This is a genomic window from Mucilaginibacter gynuensis (genome assembly GCF_039541195.1).
GTDB lineage: Bacteria > Bacteroidota > Bacteroidia > Sphingobacteriales > Sphingobacteriaceae > Mucilaginibacter > Mucilaginibacter gynuensis.
Map to the genome: position 1 here is coordinate 103,298 of NZ_BAABFT010000010.1, position 17,782 is coordinate 121,079.

17 protein-coding genes are annotated in these 17,782 nt (G+C 43.8%); 10 read left to right on the forward strand and 7 right to left on the reverse strand.

The annotated features are described in order from the left end of the window. Positions 1–27 precede the first annotated feature (27 nt). The gene (locus ABD894_RS18425; RefSeq protein ID WP_345212542.1) at positions 28–1,839 is read left to right on the forward strand and encodes a MutS-related protein; all 1,812 of its coding nucleotides are present in this window, start codon (positions 28–30) and stop codon (positions 1,837–1,839) included. 283 nt (positions 1,840–2,122) lie between these two features. Here the strand turns inward: ABD894_RS18425 and pruA are convergent, their stop codons facing one another. Further along, complete coding sequence (pruA, locus tag ABD894_RS18430; protein WP_345212543.1) at positions 2,123–3,751, reverse strand: L-glutamate gamma-semialdehyde dehydrogenase; 1,629 nt, start codon at positions 3,749–3,751, stop codon at positions 2,123–2,125. Between the two features lie 692 nt (positions 3,752–4,443). On the opposite strand from pruA, the gene ABD894_RS18435 reads away from it, so the two are divergent. Beyond that, positions 4,444–5,514 (forward strand): branched-chain amino acid aminotransferase, encoded by a 1,071-nt coding sequence (locus ABD894_RS18435; protein ID WP_345212544.1) that lies wholly within the window; start codon positions 4,444–4,446, stop codon positions 5,512–5,514. Positions 5,515–6,160: 646 nt separating this feature from the next. On the opposite strand, the gene ABD894_RS18440 is transcribed toward ABD894_RS18435, so the two are convergent. The 4 genes from ABD894_RS18440 to ABD894_RS18455 all read right to left on the reverse strand — a co-directional run bounded on the left by ABD894_RS18440 (position 6,161) and on the right by ABD894_RS18455 (position 10,093). After that, on the reverse strand, positions 6,161–6,442 hold the full coding sequence (locus tag ABD894_RS18440; RefSeq protein ID WP_345212545.1) for an ATP-dependent Clp protease adaptor ClpS: 282 nt from the start codon (positions 6,440–6,442) through the stop codon (positions 6,161–6,163). Between the two features lie 69 nt (positions 6,443–6,511). Then, entirely contained in the window at positions 6,512–9,226 is a 2,715-nt protein-coding gene (locus tag ABD894_RS18445) for a TonB-dependent receptor plug domain-containing protein (RefSeq protein ID WP_345212546.1), read from the reverse strand. A 91-nt stretch (positions 9,227–9,317) separates the two neighbouring features. Then, the gene (dcd, locus tag ABD894_RS18450; RefSeq protein WP_345212547.1) at positions 9,318–9,854 is read right to left on the reverse strand and encodes a dCTP deaminase; all 537 of its coding nucleotides are present in this window, start codon (positions 9,852–9,854) and stop codon (positions 9,318–9,320) included. A gap of 71 nt (positions 9,855–9,925) precedes the next feature. Continuing rightward, a complete protein-coding gene (locus ABD894_RS18455; RefSeq protein WP_345212548.1) occupies positions 9,926–10,093 on the reverse strand; it encodes a hypothetical protein in 168 nt (55 codons plus the stop codon). Between the two features lie 199 nt (positions 10,094–10,292). Between ABD894_RS18455 and ABD894_RS18460 the strand changes: the two genes are divergently transcribed. The 4 genes from ABD894_RS18460 (at position 10,293) to ABD894_RS18475 (ending at position 12,771) form a co-directional block, all read left to right on the forward strand. Next, a complete protein-coding gene (locus ABD894_RS18460) occupies positions 10,293–10,502 on the forward strand; it encodes a DUF6364 family protein (protein WP_345212549.1) in 210 nt (69 codons plus the stop codon). Positions 10,503–10,673: 171 nt separating this feature from the next. Continuing rightward, positions 10,674–11,321 carry a 4'-phosphopantetheinyl transferase family protein gene (locus ABD894_RS18465; protein WP_345212550.1) on the forward strand — a complete coding sequence of 216 codons (648 nt, stop codon included), beginning with the start codon at positions 10,674–10,676 and terminating at the stop codon, positions 11,319–11,321. Further along, on the forward strand, positions 11,318–12,040 hold the full coding sequence (lipB, locus tag ABD894_RS18470; protein ID WP_345212551.1) for a lipoyl(octanoyl) transferase LipB: 723 nt from the start codon (positions 11,318–11,320) through the stop codon (positions 12,038–12,040). Before ABD894_RS18465 ends, lipB begins: the two co-directional genes overlap by 4 nt. Continuing rightward, the gene (locus ABD894_RS18475) at positions 12,037–12,771 is read left to right on the forward strand and encodes an SGNH/GDSL hydrolase family protein (protein ID WP_345212552.1); all 735 of its coding nucleotides are present in this window, start codon (positions 12,037–12,039) and stop codon (positions 12,769–12,771) included. The genes lipB and ABD894_RS18475 overlap by 4 nt, the downstream gene beginning before the upstream one ends. A 3-nt stretch (positions 12,772–12,774) precedes the next feature. On the opposite strand, the gene ABD894_RS18480 is transcribed toward ABD894_RS18475, so the two are convergent. Next, on the reverse strand, positions 12,775–14,202 hold the full coding sequence (locus ABD894_RS18480; protein WP_345212553.1) for an L-serine ammonia-lyase: 1,428 nt from the start codon (positions 14,200–14,202) through the stop codon (positions 12,775–12,777). A gap of 107 nt (positions 14,203–14,309) precedes the next feature. Here ABD894_RS18480 and ABD894_RS18485 point away from each other — a divergent pair, with 107 nt between their 5' ends. Beyond that, on the forward strand, positions 14,310–14,762 hold the full coding sequence (locus ABD894_RS18485) for a DUF5684 domain-containing protein (protein ID WP_345212554.1): 453 nt from the start codon (positions 14,310–14,312) through the stop codon (positions 14,760–14,762). A gap of 3 nt (positions 14,763–14,765) precedes the next feature. Beyond that, positions 14,766–15,119 carry a DUF2752 domain-containing protein gene (locus ABD894_RS18490; RefSeq protein WP_345212555.1) on the forward strand — a complete coding sequence of 118 codons (354 nt, stop codon included), beginning with the start codon at positions 14,766–14,768 and terminating at the stop codon, positions 15,117–15,119. Here ABD894_RS18490 and ABD894_RS18495 read toward each other — a convergent pair. Continuing rightward, positions 15,101–15,832: an RDD family protein gene (locus ABD894_RS18495; RefSeq protein WP_345212556.1), complete on the reverse strand. Its 732-nt coding sequence runs from the start codon at positions 15,830–15,832 to the stop codon at positions 15,101–15,103. The two genes, ABD894_RS18490 and ABD894_RS18495, sit on opposite strands and share 19 nt — an antisense overlap. Positions 15,833–15,927: 95 nt before the next feature. On the opposite strand from ABD894_RS18495, the gene ABD894_RS18500 reads away from it, so the two are divergent. Further along, positions 15,928–16,908, forward strand: a complete 981-nt coding sequence (locus tag ABD894_RS18500) for a stage II sporulation protein M (RefSeq protein ID WP_345212557.1) — start codon at positions 15,928–15,930, stop codon at positions 16,906–16,908. Then, positions 16,892–17,779, forward strand: a complete 888-nt coding sequence (locus tag ABD894_RS18505) for a hypothetical protein (protein WP_345212558.1) — start codon at positions 16,892–16,894, stop codon at positions 17,777–17,779. The genes ABD894_RS18500 and ABD894_RS18505 overlap by 17 nt, the downstream gene beginning before the upstream one ends. The last annotated feature ends 3 nt before the right edge of the window (positions 17,780–17,782 follow it).

The window sequence follows — 17,782 nt, forward strand, 5'->3', positions numbered from 1 at the left end:
TATTTTACCGCTTTGTTTTTACAGATAATGAACAACGATATCCTAAACGATTACGCACAGCGGTCGGCAGCCGCGAAAAACGAGGCCGATAAGTTTAAAAAACTGGCCAATACCTACTCATTTTTAAGACTTGGTATTTTCGCATTGGTTATTGCCGCGGTTGCTGCCGGGGTTGTGTACGATACCTTTACTATCATCGCCGTGTCGGTAGTAATACTGATGTTGGCTTTCGCGTGGTTGGTGGCCAGGCAGGGCAAATTTGAACGCGAGCGCGATTACTATAACGATCTGGCCAAAATAAATGATAACGAAGCCGATAGCATACGTACGTACGGCAACCTGTACGATAGCGGCGCACGTTTTATAAACGAAAAACATTATTACACTGCCGATCTGGATATTTTCGGCAAGGCATCCCTGTTTCAACTGGTTAACCGCGCGGCTACTACGCCGGGAAATGATAAACTGGCCGCATGGCTAAGCGCACCGGCCACTAAGGAGCTTATTTTACAAAGGCAGGAAGCGGTTAAAGAACTATCGGCCAAAAAAAATTGGAAGCTCGATTTGCAAGCCCGGCTGTTATTTGCAGCCAATGCCGATGTTAACCAGTTGAAACGATTGTTTAACTACCTGCATGTACCGCTTAATCTGCCCGGCGAAAAAACATTGAAACGGTATACGATTATTGCTCCCTACCTGTTATCTGCCTTGATCATAGCGGCCATATTTGTACCCTTGGTAAAGCCTTTGGCCGTACTGTTGGCACTGATCAATATGGGTATCGTATTTTCAAAGGCATCCTACATTAAGCAAACCGACCTGGTAGCCGGTAAAATTGGCGACACACTTTCGCGCTATGCCGTCGCTTTTAAAAAGGCAGAGGATGAGCAGTGGCAATCAGCCTATAGCAATAATTTGTCGCAGCAGTTGCGTGAGGCGCATACATCGGCACGTATTAACGAGTTATCGTTGCTGATCAATAAATTAAACTACCACCTTAACATTATTGTGGGCGTGATACTCAATGTGTTTTTTGTGTGGGATATTAAGCAGATCATCGCTATTGAGCAATGGAAACGCGATAACGTGCACAATTTTGAAACCTCTTTTGAGGTATTGGCGGAGTTTGAGGCCTTAATAAGTATTGCAGGTTTGCATATCAATTATCCCGAATGGGCTATTCCGCAAATTGCCGATGGCGATGGCTACACACTTACCGCCAATAAAATAGCACACCCCTTAATTGCCCCGGGTAAAAGAATAGCGAACGACTATGCGCTGAATGATGCTTTTAAGGCCGATATCATCACGGGATCAAACATGGCCGGCAAGAGCACTTTTCTACGAACCATGGGCATCAATACCGTGCTTGCCCTTTGCGGCGCGCCAGTTTGCGCGGAAAGCATGCAGGTATCGGTAATAAACATTATCAGTTACATGCGGATCAAAGATTCACTGAACGAAAGCACGTCTACCTTTAAAGCCGAACTCGACCGCCTGCAAATGTTGCTTGGCGCGGTAGCCACCGAACCAAAGGTTTTCTTTTTGATAGATGAAATGCTGCGTGGTACTAATTCGGTAGATAAATACCTGGGCTCGAAAGCAGTGATAGAACAACTGATCAGCAAACGTGCCGTAGGCATGGTTGCCACCCACGACCTGCAAATTGCCAAATTGGAAGAGAAATATCCGGATTATGTACGCAATTTCTACTTCGATATACAGGTAGTGAACGGCGAAATGCTGTTCGACTATAAACTTAAACACGGTGAGTGCAAAACTTTCAATGCTTCGTTGCTGCTGAAGCAGATAGGTATTGAGATTAGAATCGAGAGTTAAGAATCAGGAGACAGGAATTAAAAGACGCAGGAATTAAGAATCAGGAGACAAGACAACGCTTACCTGCGCTCGTTTGCAACGAGTGTTTACCGTGGTCTTGCGTCTGCGACGCTTCTTTGGCGATACAATCGCCAACCCATATTAAGCACTCGTTGCAAACGAGCGCAAGAAAAAAACGAGCGCAAGAAGATATAATATCAAAAAAGCCGATCAGTATAATGCTGATCGGCTTTCATATGTAATCCTGATTCCGGATTCTTAACTCTCGATTCTAATCCAACAATTATCCTAAAAACGGATACCTGTAGTCCTTCGGCGGATCAAAGGTTTCTTTGATGGTGCGTGGTGATACCCAACGCAACAGGTTGATCATTGAACCGGCCTTATCGTTAGTACCCGACCCCCTGGCACCGCCAAACGGTTGCTGACCAACAACGGCACCTGTAGGTTTATCGTTGATGTAGAAGTTACCGGCAGCGTTGCGCAGTTGCTGTGTAGCTTTGGCAATGGCATACCTGTCTTGCGATATAATTGAACCTGTTAACGCGTAGATAGATGTTTTATCTACAATGTCCAGTATCTCATCAAACTTATCGTCTTCGTATACATAAATGGTTAATACCGGGCCGAAAAGCTCTTCGCGCATGGTTACATAATGAGGGTCGTCAACCTTAAGCACGGTAGGTTCAATAAACCAGCCTTTGCTTTTATCATAACCACCACCTGCTACCAGTTCAACACCTTCGTCGTTTTTAGCAGCATCAATATATTTAGCCAGTTTATCAAAAGAAAGCTCGGAGATAACAGCATTAACAAAGTTGCTGAAATCTTCCACCGGGCCAATTTTGAACGAAGCGATATCGCGCTGTACATTGGCTTTAACCGCAGGCCATAACGAAGCAGGGATGTAAGCCCTTGAAGCGGCCGAACATTTTTGTCCCTGGTACTCGAAAGCACCGCGTACTAATGCTGTACTTACCACATCGGCATTGGCGCTGGCGTGGGCAAGCACAAAATCTTTACCGCCGGTTTCGCCTACAATGCGCGGGTAGGTTTTAAATTTATGGATGTTGGTACCAATAGTTTTCCAAATGTTTTGGAAAACACCGGTTGAACCTGTAAAGTGAATACCTGCAAAATCAGGGTGACTGAATATGATATCACCTGCAACAGGGCCGTCAACATAAATAAGGTTGATCACGCCGGCAGGTAAACCTGCCTCGATCAACACTTTCATAATTACGTTGGCAGCATATACCTGGGTGTAAGCGGGTTTCCAAACCACTACGTTACCCATCATGGCGGCAGATGCAGGCAGGTTACCGGCAATGGCCGTAAAGTTAAATGGCGTAAGCGCGAATACAAAGCCTTCTAAGGGGCGTTGCTCTACACGGTTCCAAATTCCTTTTGGCGATATAGGTGGCTGTTGCTCGTATATCTCCGTCATGTAATGTACGTTGAAGCGCAAAAAGTCGATAAACTCGCAAGCGGCATCAATTTCGGCCTGGTAAGCGTTTTTCGACTGACCAAGCATGGTAGCCGCGTTGATAGTTGCACGGTACGGACCGGCCAACAGATCGGCAGCTTTTAAAAATATGGCAGCACGTTGTTCCCAGGCCAGGTTTTCCCAATCGGCCTTGGCAGCAAGCGCTGCATCAATAGCGGCATGCACGTGGCTTGCATCGCCCTCGTGAAAATTAGCTAATAAATGTTGGTGATCATGTGGCGGACGAACTTCGACTAATTTGCCGGTACGTACTTCGTTGCTGCCAATGTACATGGGTATGTCCTCCACATAAGAGCGGCCTTGTTCGAGCGCGGCTTTAAGCGTAACGCGTTCGGGGCTGTTGGGGCCGTAATTTAATACGGGCTCGTTTTGTGGCTTAGGGACGTTGAAAAATCCTTTAAGCATAGTATGATGGTCATTATTAATACGCCGCAAAGATACATGTAAATGTGCATATATGTAGCCTGCTGTTGTGGGCTTTGTGTAAAAAATGAAGAGATAAAATTAGGTTGTATAGACAGCCTTGGGAATGCAGGGGTTTTAACAACTGCGTTGCTTAATGGAGTGAAGTGTTTTTTTTTGTAAGATGACAATAATAAGAAGTGCCGTTCGATAAGTTACTAAAATAAGTTTTTTGTGCTTGTGTTGTAATGTATGTCAGCCTGCTCTTGGGCGCAGTGCCCCATTACTTTTGAGGGCAAAAGTAACAAAACCCTTGTCCAGCAATAGGCTTCTTTGCCGCACAAGGCCTCTGCGCTGCAAATCAGGCGGAACGATCAGGGCTGGAACTTTTGCCCCTTGCTTCGCCGCTCACTTCCACTCCACATGCAACAAGTTCCTATGCCCGCCAACGCTCAGTCCCTTAATCGTTCCACCCGCTTTCGCCCGAAGCTGTTTGCTGACGGAGAAGACAATCTCAATCGCTAAACCACTTATTGTTCCTACTCACCATTCACTAAATTCTCATAACTTACAACTCACAACCTACAACACTCCACTATTTCGTTCACATAATGAACAATCTATAAGTAATATCATGTATTTTTCACTTGAAAATACTTAACTTGCCATTTTAAGATTATATAACACGTACTATCATGACTGAGACGCTGGATATTCAGATAACCAAAACCACTCATTCCCGTTTGCAGGAAACGGATTTCGACAACCTGCCATTTGGTAAAATATTTTCAGACCACATGTTTGTGGCTGATTATGCTGATGGCGAATGGAAAAACTTCCAGGTCATTCCGTACGGCGAGATTGGTTTAAGCCCCGCAATTTCTGCTTTACATTACGGCCAAGCATTTTTTGAAGGTATTAAGGCATATAAACATGCTGATGGCAAGGTGGTCATTTTCCGTCCGGATAAAAATGCCGAGCGTTTTAATAAATCTGCCGAGCGCCTTTGCATGCCAACCCTGCCTGAGGATATATTTTTACAGAGCCTTGCAGCCGTAGTTGATATCGACCGCGATTGGGTACCTACACAAGATAACCACGCCCTGTATATCAGGCCGTTCATGTTCGCTACCGATCCGTTCCTTGGCGTACAGCCATCGGCTACTTACAAATACATGGTATTAACCTGCCCGGTTGGTCCGTACTTTTCAAAAACACTGCGTGTTAAAATTGAAACTAACTTTACCCGCGCTGCCGAAGGTGGTATGGGCTTTGCCAAAGCTGCCGGCAACTACGCCAGCTCAATGCTGCCGGGTAAAACCGCTGTGGACGAAGGCTTTGACCAATTAATTTGGACAGATGCCCGCGACCACGCTTACATTGAGGAAATGGGCGCGGCTAACGCCATGTTCGTATTAGATGGCAAACTGGTAACCCCATCTACCCAAAGCACTATACTAAAAGGCGTAACCCGCGATACCGTTATTAAACTGGCCCAGGAATGGGGCGTACCTGTTGAAGAACGCCGCGTATCAGTAGCCGAAATTGTTGAGGGCGCTAAAAACGGTAAATTAACCGATGCTTTTGGTGCAGGCACTGCCGCTACCATTGCCCCGGTTGGCTCTATCAGCTACAACGGTGAAGAGTACTTTTTAATTGACCCTAAAGAAAGGGAGTTCTCACAAAAAGTATTGAAAACATTAAACGATATCAAATACGGCGTTATCCCTGATACTCATGGATGGAATTTCCCGGTTGGTGAATAATTAACGGTAAAAGATTCGATAAGAAGAGCGGCCTTGAAGACAATTCAAGGCCGTTTTTTGTTGCCCATTAATCAACTGACGGTATTAAATAGCGCATCCCTCCTGCCATCGCGCTATCTCCAACCCGGCCCCTCCAAGGAATCGCTCAATATTACTCACCCCGACATCGCTTCGCTCGTCACCCCTGCTCTGCTTCGCAAAGAGGGGTTTCTATATCTCTTATTTTGAGCCCTCTTTGCGGCAAAGCCGGAGAGAGGGTGGTCCAGCGAAGCGTAGACCGGGTGAGATAGCTATGCGACTTGCTTTGCCGCAAAAGCCAGTTTTAACTGTTCATCCTAAAGTTGCCGATAATTTCTCCAAGGAGGAGAGGGTGAAAAGCTACGATCCTATCATAGATTCTCCTTATCCATCAGCAAAGCAGCTTCGGGCGAAAACGGGCAGAACTGTGATCGGTATGAGCGCAAAGGCGGGCATAGGAACTTGTTGCACGTGGAGAGGAAATGAGCGGTGGGGCTATGCTTATCTGCGATAGAGGCTTCGTTCCTCAGCATGACAGTGGAGAGTGGGTGTAAGCCATCCTCATTTTGCCTTCAAAGTCCAGAATTAAAATTCTGCAATGACGTGATTTATGGGAGTGGGATAATGATTACTCTACAGAAACCGTCAACCCTTCCTGTTGTAATATTTTACGGTAGATCTCCATTTCGGTAAAGGAACCTTCCAGTACTGCGCACTTACCATCATTATGCACCTTCCAGGCTATCTTTTCAGCTTGCGATTCCGAATAGTCGAGATACTTCATCATGCAATAAATTACATGGTCAAAAGTATTCACATCATCGTTCCACAAAATGAGGCGGTGCATCTCTTTAAGCCCGGCCAGCAACTCTTCAAGTGTAAATGTTTCTTCCTGTACTTCGGTTGGCATAAGTGGCGCAAATTTACCAAAATTTATTAAACTAAATGGCTTAAGCGTTACTAATGTGCGGTTTTACATTTACTGTACCTTGTAACGGAATACCTTACGTCCTATCACCCCATCGTTATCTATCCCCTCCACTATTACCTTGTAAGTACCTTTACCATCGGCGTTATAAAAATCAAACACAGCATTACCATTTTCATCGGTAATAATATTGGGGTTCCAGTAGATGGTAGTACGCAGATCTAGCAATTGTTGATTACGGCTCAGGCTTTCCTCATCATACTTTGGCGAATAAAACTCGCGGGCCAGGTAATAACCTTTCGGCGAATAAGGGATCAGTCCGGGTGCATCCCAGCGTGAAGGATCGTATCTGCCGCCATCGCCCCTTTTGGTAGTAATAATAATTACTCCGCCAGCGCCCCTCGAACCATAAATAGCCGTTGTAGCAACTGTACGCAATACCTCAATGGTTTCTACATCTGGTACCGAAATACTGCTTAATGCATCACCTTCAACCGGACTACCATCAATTATTATGGACATCGGTGAATTTGGACCGCGTGTAGAATAAGGTAAGCCTTGTTTAAATATTACCCCTGTGAGCCTGCCTTGTAAACATATATCTAATTGCGTACAGCCCAAACTAAGGTCTTTCGCAGTAAGTATTTGGTCGGCGTTGCCCGAACCATTTAAATTAGATGAATTTTTAACAGGCGATTCTTTTTTCTGCCTGATGTTTACTTCCTTTAACAAAATAGTACGGTTGCCTATGCCGTTTTTCACCTGCCAATCGTACCAGCTTTTATTATTGTGTAAAAAGCCATTCATGCCTTCATTGAGGTTAATGTTCACATCGGGCGCATTCTTATTTTTGGTAACGGCTTGCAGTTTGGTATTATCCAGTTCAATTTTTACCCCGGTTTTGCCATCAGCGGTGCGCACCTGCACTACCAGCTTGGCGCTGTCTTTAAATAGCAGGTTAGTAAACTTAAAATGCCCATTAGCATCAGTAACTGTATCACGGGTAAACAAATTACCGGCAGTATTAAATATAGTCACCGGGCCTTTTACCACGGGTTTACCTTTAAAGGTAGCCGTGCCAGATAGCTCTAACGTTTTTTCGGGTTGATACCCCCCCGGCGGCGTATTACCTGCCAATACCTGCTTCCACTCAAACCTTCGGAAACCCTGGGTAAGCATCAGCACATCCAGATCGGCACGTGTTTTATCGTTTTCATTAGTAAAATAGTAGTTAGGCTTTTCAACATACCCCTTAATGTTTGAGGTAAGCAGGATATCTGAAAATATGGTATGCTCGCTTTCTTCTTCCATCGGCACACTGGTTTCATCAATAACTGCTACCGAAAAAATGCCCTGTAAGGGTTTGTCCTCTTCATCCTTTGAACTGAGGTTCAGCTTTACATGCTCACGGGTTTTGTACACCTGTTTATCAGCGGTAACATCAAGCCTTAGCGAATATTTATTTTGGATAAATACCAAACGTTCATTCAACGGTTCGCCGGTTGCAGAGAAAAGTGTGAACTGTATAGTACCCGATGGGAAACGGCTTTTAGGGATAGTGGTTACAAAACTCTTCTCGCCTGACCGGCCTTTGGCAGCATAGTACAGCTTACCATCCGACTGGCCCACCAGTGAAATTACCCCCGGATCGCCGGGCAGGTTATTTTCTACCCTAACAATTAAACGATTGGCATCGTGCGTATCAATATTGATTACATAGCCTTGTGCAAGCGCTTTCGGCAAGTCAACCGTAGCTTCCGATCCATCGGCATAAGTAACATACGCTTTATAGGTATGCCCGGCCTGCGGCGTAAGGTTAAATTGCCCCATACCCAAATGGGCCGAAGCAAAATTGGCTACAACAGCATTCTGCTCATCCTTAATTACCCCCTTTATATCTTTACCCAAACCATCGGCACCTGTCGCCTTAAAAGCCACTACCGAAGCCAGGCTATTTACCAAATTACCGCCTTCGGGGAAAAACTGCACATCAACCTTGGCCGATGCCGCTTTTACAATCACCGTTTTGCTTATCTTCTCCTTTTTATCGATACTCACCTGGGTAACTATTTTCCCTTGCCCGCTTAAAAATGGCAATTTATTATCAAAACTAAGACTAAGGTTGCCTTTATCATCGGTAACGCCTTTACCGCGGTCTACCCGCTTACCATCGTACTCTACCTGGTAACTTACTTCTTTAGCAGCGTAGGGTACGCCCTCAATATTGCTGTAGTTAATAATGGCATTTACTTTTTGTATGCCGTTAACGGAGGTATAGGTATAATCTGTTTTGGTGAATACTTTATTGCTGATGGCATTTACAACGTTGATGGTACGGTCGAAAAAGTAATCTTCGCCGGCATTGCGCATATAGTTGGTGTAGGCGCGAACGCGGTAACTCCCCTCTTTAATGGTATCGGCCAGCGCGAAATCGCCCCAGGCAAGTCCACTTATTAAAGGCAGCTTTACACTTTGCTCAACTACATCCTTATCGTTAATAAGATCTACATTTAAGATACCACTCAAGCCCGATAACTGATGTGTGCTGCCAATGGTTACATACGATTTAAACCAGATGGTATCGCCCGACGCATAGTAGGGCTTATCTAAATGCAAATAAACTTTTTCGGGCGGGTTATTGCTGAGCCATTTTTCGAGCTGGGCCGCAATTTTTTGTATGGGGTCATCGTCGGCAACACTAAAACTAATTGTAATAACGGCGCACAGCACGGTGCACAATAAGGCAAGGATTTTACGATAGCTCATTCTCAGGTAAATATTGAGCCTAAGCTACAAAAAAGCCTTTATCAATTAAATAAAATAGCTGTTACATCAACATGTTTAATGGCATGGTTTATCAGAACTTATTCTTCCACATCATGCTTTCAACCGGGCGGGTAGTTGGGTTGTTGTATTTGGCGTTTGCCTTAGTATTATAAAGTGTTTCTATCTCGCCTTCTACCACAAAATAAATAAGCTGCCCTATAGGCATACCGGCATAAATTTTAACTGGCTGCGTGCATGAGATCTCCAGTGTCCAGGTGTTGCAAAAGCCAACATCTCCTTTACCGGCAGTAGCGTGAATATCAATACCTAACCTGCCGGTACTTGATTTACCTTCCAAAAAAGGAATGTGTTTATGTGTTTCGGTATATTCAACGGTAACGCCCAGGTACAGCGTATTGGGTTGCAGCAAAAAGCCGTCCTTGGGTATCTCGAAAGAAGTAATTTCGTTGTGGAGCTTGGCATCCAGCACCCTGTCTTTATAGGTGGCCAGATATTTGCCCAAATGCACATCATAAGAGTTGGTGCCGAGGCAGTCGCGCCTGAAGGGTTCAATAATTATACTGCCTTTATCAATTTCTTCAAGGATACGCTTGTCGGATAATATCATTTCTTTTATGAGCTGTCCGGCTAAATTATCATTATTTAACTTAAGCGCAAAAAGTATAATATCAACAACTATCAGTAATCTACTTTATGTATGCTTGCGTTGCCCTGGTGTGATTGCTTAATTTCTTTTTGCGCGGGATGCCCCTGCCCTGCGATAATCTTATCAACCTGTTGTTTCCGGCACGATTCGGTAATGGCAAGGGCTATTAAAATAGTTACGGCTGTATATAACTTTTTCATTCTTTTATTAATTGTGATGGTTATTACTACTATGACGGAAGTTTACACGCGTACGTTACATCGCTATAAAAATTTATTTACTCATTTTTAAATATCGGCTCAACAAGCTAACAATATGATTAACTTCACATTACGACAGAAAAAATAAAGTGATATTATTTTTAATTTTACAATAAACTTTATTCAATACACGCATAAAATGGCAGCCAAACTGACACTAACAATAAATGAAAACACTATAACTAAGGCAAAATTATATGCGAAAAGTACAGGGAGAAGCTTATCTGAATTAGTGAGTACCTATCTTGAATCTTTACCTGAAGAAAGCAAAAATCCTAACCAACTCTCTGCCAAGTTGAAGAAGATAGTTGGAGTGGTTAAGCTACCGGCAGATTTTGATGAGAAATAGGTAATGAATCGTTACTTAAAAGATCGAGTATAACTACGTTTCTGTCGTAAATAATCCATCAACTCCACAATGAAAAATTAATATTTAGTTAGTGTTAAGCCGCTGATATTATTACTGCACAAATGATAATAATTTGATTTAATTTTGTGCTGCATTTTGCACCTTTACTTTATGGCTATAGCATACAGGCAACGGATTGACGACGATACTGAATTTGCCCTCTGGAAAATTGAGGAAACTGCTGAGGACCTGTATGTTCAGTTACAGTTAAACGATGAAGAAAAAGCCGTTGTTGAAAAACTGGGCACCAATAAACGCCACCTGCACTGGTTAAGCACACGGGTATTACTGCGCCACATGCTTAGCACCAACGAGTATATTGATTGCCAGGTCGACAGTCATGGTAAACCGTACCTCGTTAACCATCCGTACCAGATCTCGTTCAGCCATTCGTTTGATTTTGCCGCGGTGATGATCAGCAAAAAATACCATGTGGGTATTGATATTGAACTGGTGAAAGAAAAGGTAGAACGTATAGCCCACAAATTTATGAACCCGAATGAACGGGGCTTTATCAGCGAAGAGCGTAAAATTGAGGAACTGTATGTTTGCTGGTGCGCCAAAGAGGCTATCTACAAATGTTACGGACAAAAAGAGGTTTCCTTTTTAGATAACATCCTGCTGGAACCCTTCCGTTTTGAAGGCCATGGCGTGGTGGATGCCAAACTGCGCAAAGGCGATGTAGCGATAGATTATACCGTAGGCTATCAGCAATATGAAGATTACATGATAGGTTACGTAACAGAATATAGTGTATGAAGAATAAGAATGTGATTTTTCAGGATTGGGGCCTTACCGATTACCAGGTGGCCTGGGACGGGCAGGAGAAACTTTTTGCCGAAACCGTTGGCCTGAAAACAGAGCTACGTAACCGCCTGGTAGCTGCCGGCGATGATTATGAGGAAACTACCCTTACGCCAAACTATCTTGTTTTTTGCGAACACCCGCACGTATACACCCTGGGCAAAAGCGGCAAGCCGGAGCATTTACTGCTTGACGAAGCCGAACTGAAAGCCAAAAACGCGGTTTACTACCCCATTAACCGTGGCGGCGATATTACCTATCATGGCCCCGGCCAAATTGTAAGCTACCCGATACTTGACCTTGATAATTTTTTTACCGATATAAATTTATACCTGCGCACCTTAGAAGAAGCCGTGATTTTAACCATGGCCGAATTTGGACTTACGGCAGGCCGCTATCCCGGTTTTACCGGCGTGTGGCTGGATGCCGATAACGAGCGTGCCCGTAAAATTTGCGCCATGGGTGTACGTTGCAGTCGCTGGGTTACTATGCATGGGCTGGCTTTTAATGTAAATACCGATCTGGATTATTTTAAAAACATTGTACCCTGCGGTATTGATGATAAAGCCGTAACCAGCATGCAGGCCGAACTTGGCGAAATAGTTGATATTAATAAAGTTAAACAAATCCTTAAACATCATATTTCCGTACTTTTTGGTATGGAGATGATATGAGGATAGTACATTTTATAATAGCGATAACCATACTTAGCGGGTGCAGCAAAACAAAGCTGATGCCCGTGCGTCAAAACATGCCTGTGGCCAATAACGATACCATACCCAAAGCTACCGATACCGGCACGGTTACTTACCTTGCCCTGGGCGACTCGTACACCATTGGCGAAGCCGTGCCTGCCGACGAAAATTTCCCGAACAGGCTTACTGCTGTACTGAAGCAAAACGATTACAATATTCTGCCGCCCGTAATTATTGCCCGCACCGGGTGGACCACCAACGAGCTCATAGCGGCCATCAAACAAAAAGACATAAAGGAAAAGTTCACCATGGTTACCCTGCTTATTGGCGTTAACAACCAGTACCGTGGATACAATATTGACACCTACCGTACCGAATTTGTGCAGCTGCTTAACACCGCTTTAAACTACGCGGGTAACAATAGCAAGCACGTATTTGTGGTTTCGATTCCGGATTATGGCGTTACGCCGTTCGCTTCCGGCTCGGATACTAAAAAAATTGAGAAAGAGATAAATGCCTACAACGCCATAGCCGAAGATGAAGCAGGCAAGGCAGGTGTAACGTTTGTTGATATTACCCAAATATCGCGCAACGCACTTTATGATAAAGCATTAGTAGCCGGCGATGGGTTGCACCCATCGGGCAAAATGTATTCCGAATGGATCAATAAACTGGCACCTGTTGTCGCCAAACACCTCAATAGCAAATAGCTATTAACACTCCGGTAAGCTGATCGGGATGTTTACCGCCAGGCCGCCGTCGGATGTTTCTTTGTATTTGGAGTTCATGTCCTGCGCGGTTTGCCACATGGTTTTAACTACGGCATCTAAACTTACTTTGGCATTATCGGGGTTGCTTTGCAGCGCAAGCTGCGATGCCGTGATGGCCTTTATAGCCCCCATGGTATTACGCTCTATGCAGGGTACCTGTACCAATCCGCCTATAGGGTCGCAGGTTAGGCCGAGGTGGTGCTCCATAGCAATTTCGGCCGCCATTAATACTTGCCTTTGCGAACCGCCTAAACACTCGGTTAAAGCAGCAGCAGCCATCGCTGATGATACGCCGATCTCTGCCTGGCAACCGCCCATAGCAGCCGATATGGTAGCGCCTTTTTTAAAGATGCTCCCTATTTCCGAAGCGGTATAAATGAACTGGGCTATTTTTTTATCCTCATAACCATCGCAAAACGCGATGAAGTAGTGCAACACTGCCGGTATCACTCCCGCGGCACCGTTAGTTGGCGCGGTAACCACACGGCCAAAAGAAGCATTTTCTTCGTTTACAGCCAATGCGAAACAACTTACCCAATCTAATATACTCTGAAAAGTGCAGCCGGTTTCGCGTACCACGGCTATCCATTCATCATAATTGCTGTAGTTATGGCCCGCGGTTAATCTTCTGTTAAGGTTGATGGCACGGCGGGCTACGTTCAGTCCGCCAGGTAATGAACCTCCGGTATGGCAACCGCGGTAAATGCACTCACGAATCACTCGGTATATATTGAGCACACCGTCGCGCGTATCGTGCTCGCTGCGCCAGGCCAGTTCGTTTTCCATTACCACTTCCGAGATCTTCAAACCGGTTTTCATGCACCAGTGCAGCAGGTCGCCGGCTGTTTCTACCGGGAAGGGCAGATCAACTTCTGCTTTGGCATTTTTGTCTTCGCCTTCTTTTACCACAAAGCCTCCGCCTATTGAATAATAGGTGGCAGATACTGCCTTACCTGTACTTAAAAAAGCCTGAAAAGTTACACCGTTGGGGTGAAAGGGCAGGCTTTCGTTAAACAGGAACAGCAGGTCGTCGTCGGTATAAAAACTTATTTCTTTTGTACCACCCAATTCCAGCTTATGCGAATGGGTGATATGCGCTATTTTAGAGTTGATCTTATCTACCTCAAAGGTTACAGGGTCATCTCCGCTAAGGCCGAGCAAAATGGCAATATCGGTGCCGTGGCCACGGCCGGTTTTGGCCAATGAGCCGTACAGCAATATCTTGATGCCCGCCACCAACGGCAACGCATCGGTATCGCTTAATAGCTGTACAAACTGTTGCGCCGCCCTCCACGGACCAAGCGTATGCGAACTCGACGGGCCAATGCCTATCTTAAACATATCAAAAACCGAAATTTGCTCTCTTTGCATTGCTTGCAAAATTAAGCATAAAGGGCTATAAAATTTTTAATTAAAGGTTTTAATATTTGAAATCGATTTAATAACTTTCAAAAAAATCTAAAAAATACTTATCTCTTATGGAAACTTACAATGATCCTTCAGGCGGTTTAGCCGCATTAATTTTCGGTGCATTAATGATACCATTACTAATTACCTATGTAATTTATGTAATAGGTTTATGGAAAGTTTTTGAAAAAGCAGGCAAACCAGGCTGGGCAGCAATTGTACCAATTTACAATGCTATAGTGTTGCTCGAAATTGTGGGCAAACCTATATGGTGGTTAATTCTGCTGTTAGTGCCTTGCGTAAATATTGTTATTGCAGTATGGGTAATTAACCTGTTAAGCAAAAGCTTTGGCCAAAGCGAAGGCTTTACAATTGGTATTTTACTTTTAGGATTTATCTTCATTCCAATACTGGGTTTTGGTAATTACCAATATATTGGCCCTGCCGGTGCAGGTTTTGCAAAGCCATTTAACGGTTTCAACCCTAACGATCCTTTTAATACTCCCCCCCCTTCGCAGGTATAAAAAATGTTATATTATTCACAAATATCTTTCGGCCGGTCGGTTTTCGACTGGCTGAAAGGTCATTTGCTCCCCTGCCCTTTTAAATACTTAACCGGCATTGACTGTCCCGGCTGTGGCTTTCAACGATCGGTACTCGCTCTTTTACAAGGCAATTTGCATGATAGCCTTGCGCTTTACCCTCCTGCCATTCCCCTTCTTATAGCTTTCGCATACGTATTTGCCGATAAGCAGTGGAACCTGGATACTCCAACCCATTTCATAAAAAAAACGGTATACATGGTTACCGCTTCAATTATACTGGTAAGTTATGGTTTAAAAATGTGGCACCTCTACGGGCATTACATCGCATCGGTTTGAGCGGTGATATGGCTGTAGTCTTTCACAATGGTTTGCAAAAACACCAGGTCATTCATGTTTTCAGGGGCTGTGATATTCAAATGTGTTTTTATACGGGCAGCCATATTATATACTACAACCGCGTTACCGGTTTTATAATAAGTATTGATCACGTCACCCACCAGGGCAACATCTTTGTCGCCAAGCATTGAGGTTTCTTTAAAAACAGGTTCGTAAGTATCTTCAGATGGTTTGAATACGATGTGCTCCATCTTAGTGCGGGGAGTAGTTTTTATCAACACAGTACCGGCCACTATATCGCCAATACGCTGTATGTTTTTCGTGCTTGCGGCGCAAATAAGCCCCCCCAATTGCCCGGTTATGGCAAAATCAACCAGCCTGAAAAGCCAGCGCATAAGGTATTGCCCAAAAGAAGGCCGCGCGCCATCTAAACTGATCACCTTAATCTTCATAATACGTTTGCCTGCGCTTTGGCCATTAAAAATGGCTTCGCATATCAAATCGTAAAAAACAAAAAGTGCAAACAGGCCTACAAATATAAAACCCACAAGCGGCCCGTCACCTAACGCAGCAACTCCGCCTATGCCTATTATTATCGCCAAAACAAAGAAAATACCATAATCAATCAACCTCGCCAGCACGCGGTCGCCAAGGCTGGCAATTTCATAGTCGATATCAATATTTTGCGTGGTGTGAATGGTTACGGTCTGCATGTTAGTAACAAATATAAATTTGTTATTGCATTTTTTACTTGCAGTTTAAAAATTTGTGGCTATTTTGAACAAAAAATCCTAATACCGAGTAAACGATGCGTGAGGCCCTGTTTATAAAACAAAATTCTGCCAGGTGGAGAGCTTACGAAGCCGATAAATCACGGCTCGACCCCGATCAACTGGCCGAAAGCTTTATCAGCATAACTGATGACCTCGCTTATGCCAAAACTTTTTATCCGCGTTCAAATACTACCAAATATCTTAACGGACTGGCATCGGGTTTCCATCAATCCATCTACAGAAACAAAAAAGAGAAAAGCAACCGCTTCATATTATTTTGGCGATACGAATTACCGTTGATATTTTTTAAACATCGCAGGTTGTTACTATATTCTTTCGCTTTCTTTTTGGTTTCAACATTGATGGGAGTCCTATCAGCCAAATACGACGGACATTTTGTAAACCTCATATTGGGCGACGGCTATGTGAACATGACCAATGATAACATTGCCAAAGGCGATCCGTTCGGGGTATATAAAAAGATGGGGGAGTTTGAAATGTTCTTAATGATTGGGCTCAACAATATTTGGGTTGAACTGAAGCTGGTAGTATCCGGCATATTCCTGTCAGTTGGCAGTTTATATATGCTGGTATACAATGGCATTATGCTGGGCTCGTTCCAATACTATTTTTTCAGTAAAGGACTTGGCCTTCAATCGGTATTGGTAATATGGATACACGGTACGCTCGAAATATCGACCATCATCATATCCGGCGCCGCGGGGCTAATTTTAGGTAACAGCCTGCTTTTCCCTAAAACGTACAGCCGCCTGGTATCATTAAAAGCGGGTGGAAAGGACGCGATCAAGATTGCCCTCGGCATTTTACCCATTATTGTTACCGCCGCTTTTTTTGAAGGTTATGTAACCCGCCATACCGAAATGCCTATATGGTTAAGCGTAACCATTCTTGTGCTCTCCTTTATATTTATACTATGGTACGTGGTAATATATCCGGCCGTACTTAATAAACAATTTACCCAAGCAACCCCTTACATTGATGACACCGAAGTTTGAGTTAAGAAGCATCCGAGATTTCGGACAGATAATCAGCGATAGCTTCACTTTTCTGAAAGATAATTTTAAGCCCCTTTTTATTCCGCTGATAGTTATTTGCGGCGCCTTTACCCTGTTAGGTACCGTGGCTTATTCATTTATGCAAATGGGCATGATGAATATGATGGATATAAAAAACCAGCCAAATCCCAACGTTTTCAGATCGGGTATTTTTAACGATTATTTTTTAGGCATGGGCCTATATTATGTAGCGGTGGGTCTATACTATTTTCTGATTTTTTTGGTAACCTTTAGTTATATAGCCGTATATCGCGAAAAAAAAGAGCAGGAAAAACCTACTTTAGAAGAAGTTTGGGGTTATGTAAAGTACTATTTTTTGAGATGCATAGGCAGTAGCTTTCTTTTAATACTGCTTACAATAGTGGGTTTTGTGCTTTGTGTTATACCCGGTATTTATGTAAGTACCGTATTTGCGTTGGCTATGCCGATAATGATATTTGAGAACACCTCGTTCAGTTTCGCATTTAGTAAATGCTTTAAATTGATCAGTAATAACTGGTGGATGACCTTCGGTATTATATTCGTGGTGTCACTCATTATTGGTTTCGCGGCGGGTATAGCGAGTTTGCCAATAACATTAATCACCGTATTAAAACTCTTTTTGGTGCTCAAAAGCTTTACCACACCACTATTGGTATTTTTTGCCTTTTTGGTTAACGTAATGTACCTGTCGTACTCGCTACTGGCCATAGCACTTAGTTTGTGTTATTTTAGCTATACCGAACGACAAGAAGGCACAGGCCTTTTAGACCGCATAAATAACTTAGGGAAAGATGATGATGCATCGCACCTGCCTACCGAACAATACTAAACT

Bases quoted from the DNA above. Each gene is read 5' to 3' on its own strand.
- ABD894_RS18425 (WP_345212542.1), top strand. From the start codon at position 28: ATGAACAACGATATCCTAAACGATTACGCACAGCGGTCGGCAGCCGCG.
- pruA (WP_345212543.1), bottom strand. From the start codon at position 3,751: ATGCTTAAAGGATTTTTCAACGTCCCTAAGCCACAAAACGAGCCCGTA.
- ABD894_RS18435 (WP_345212544.1), top strand. From the start codon at position 4,444: ATGACTGAGACGCTGGATATTCAGATAACCAAAACCACTCATTCCCGT.
- ABD894_RS18440 (WP_345212545.1), bottom strand. From the start codon at position 6,442: ATGCCAACCGAAGTACAGGAAGAAACATTTACACTTGAAGAGTTGCTG.
- ABD894_RS18445 (WP_345212546.1), bottom strand. From the start codon at position 9,226: ATGAGCTATCGTAAAATCCTTGCCTTATTGTGCACCGTGCTGTGCGCC.
- dcd (WP_345212547.1), bottom strand. From the start codon at position 9,854: ATGATATTATCCGACAAGCGTATCCTTGAAGAAATTGATAAAGGCAGT.
- ABD894_RS18455 (WP_345212548.1), bottom strand. From the start codon at position 10,093: ATGAAAAAGTTATATACAGCCGTAACTATTTTAATAGCCCTTGCCATT.
- ABD894_RS18460 (WP_345212549.1), top strand. From the start codon at position 10,293: ATGGCAGCCAAACTGACACTAACAATAAATGAAAACACTATAACTAAG.
- ABD894_RS18465 (WP_345212550.1), top strand. From the start codon at position 10,674: ATGGCTATAGCATACAGGCAACGGATTGACGACGATACTGAATTTGCC.
- lipB (WP_345212551.1), top strand. From the start codon at position 11,318: ATGAAGAATAAGAATGTGATTTTTCAGGATTGGGGCCTTACCGATTAC.
- ABD894_RS18475 (WP_345212552.1), top strand. From the start codon at position 12,037: ATGAGGATAGTACATTTTATAATAGCGATAACCATACTTAGCGGGTGC.
- ABD894_RS18480 (WP_345212553.1), bottom strand. From the start codon at position 14,202: ATGCAAAGAGAGCAAATTTCGGTTTTTGATATGTTTAAGATAGGCATT.
- ABD894_RS18485 (WP_345212554.1), top strand. From the start codon at position 14,310: ATGGAAACTTACAATGATCCTTCAGGCGGTTTAGCCGCATTAATTTTC.
- ABD894_RS18490 (WP_345212555.1), top strand. From the start codon at position 14,766: ATGTTATATTATTCACAAATATCTTTCGGCCGGTCGGTTTTCGACTGG.
- ABD894_RS18495 (WP_345212556.1), bottom strand. From the start codon at position 15,832: ATGCAGACCGTAACCATTCACACCACGCAAAATATTGATATCGACTAT.
- ABD894_RS18500 (WP_345212557.1), top strand. From the start codon at position 15,928: ATGCGTGAGGCCCTGTTTATAAAACAAAATTCTGCCAGGTGGAGAGCT.
- ABD894_RS18505 (WP_345212558.1), top strand. From the start codon at position 16,892: ATGACACCGAAGTTTGAGTTAAGAAGCATCCGAGATTTCGGACAGATA.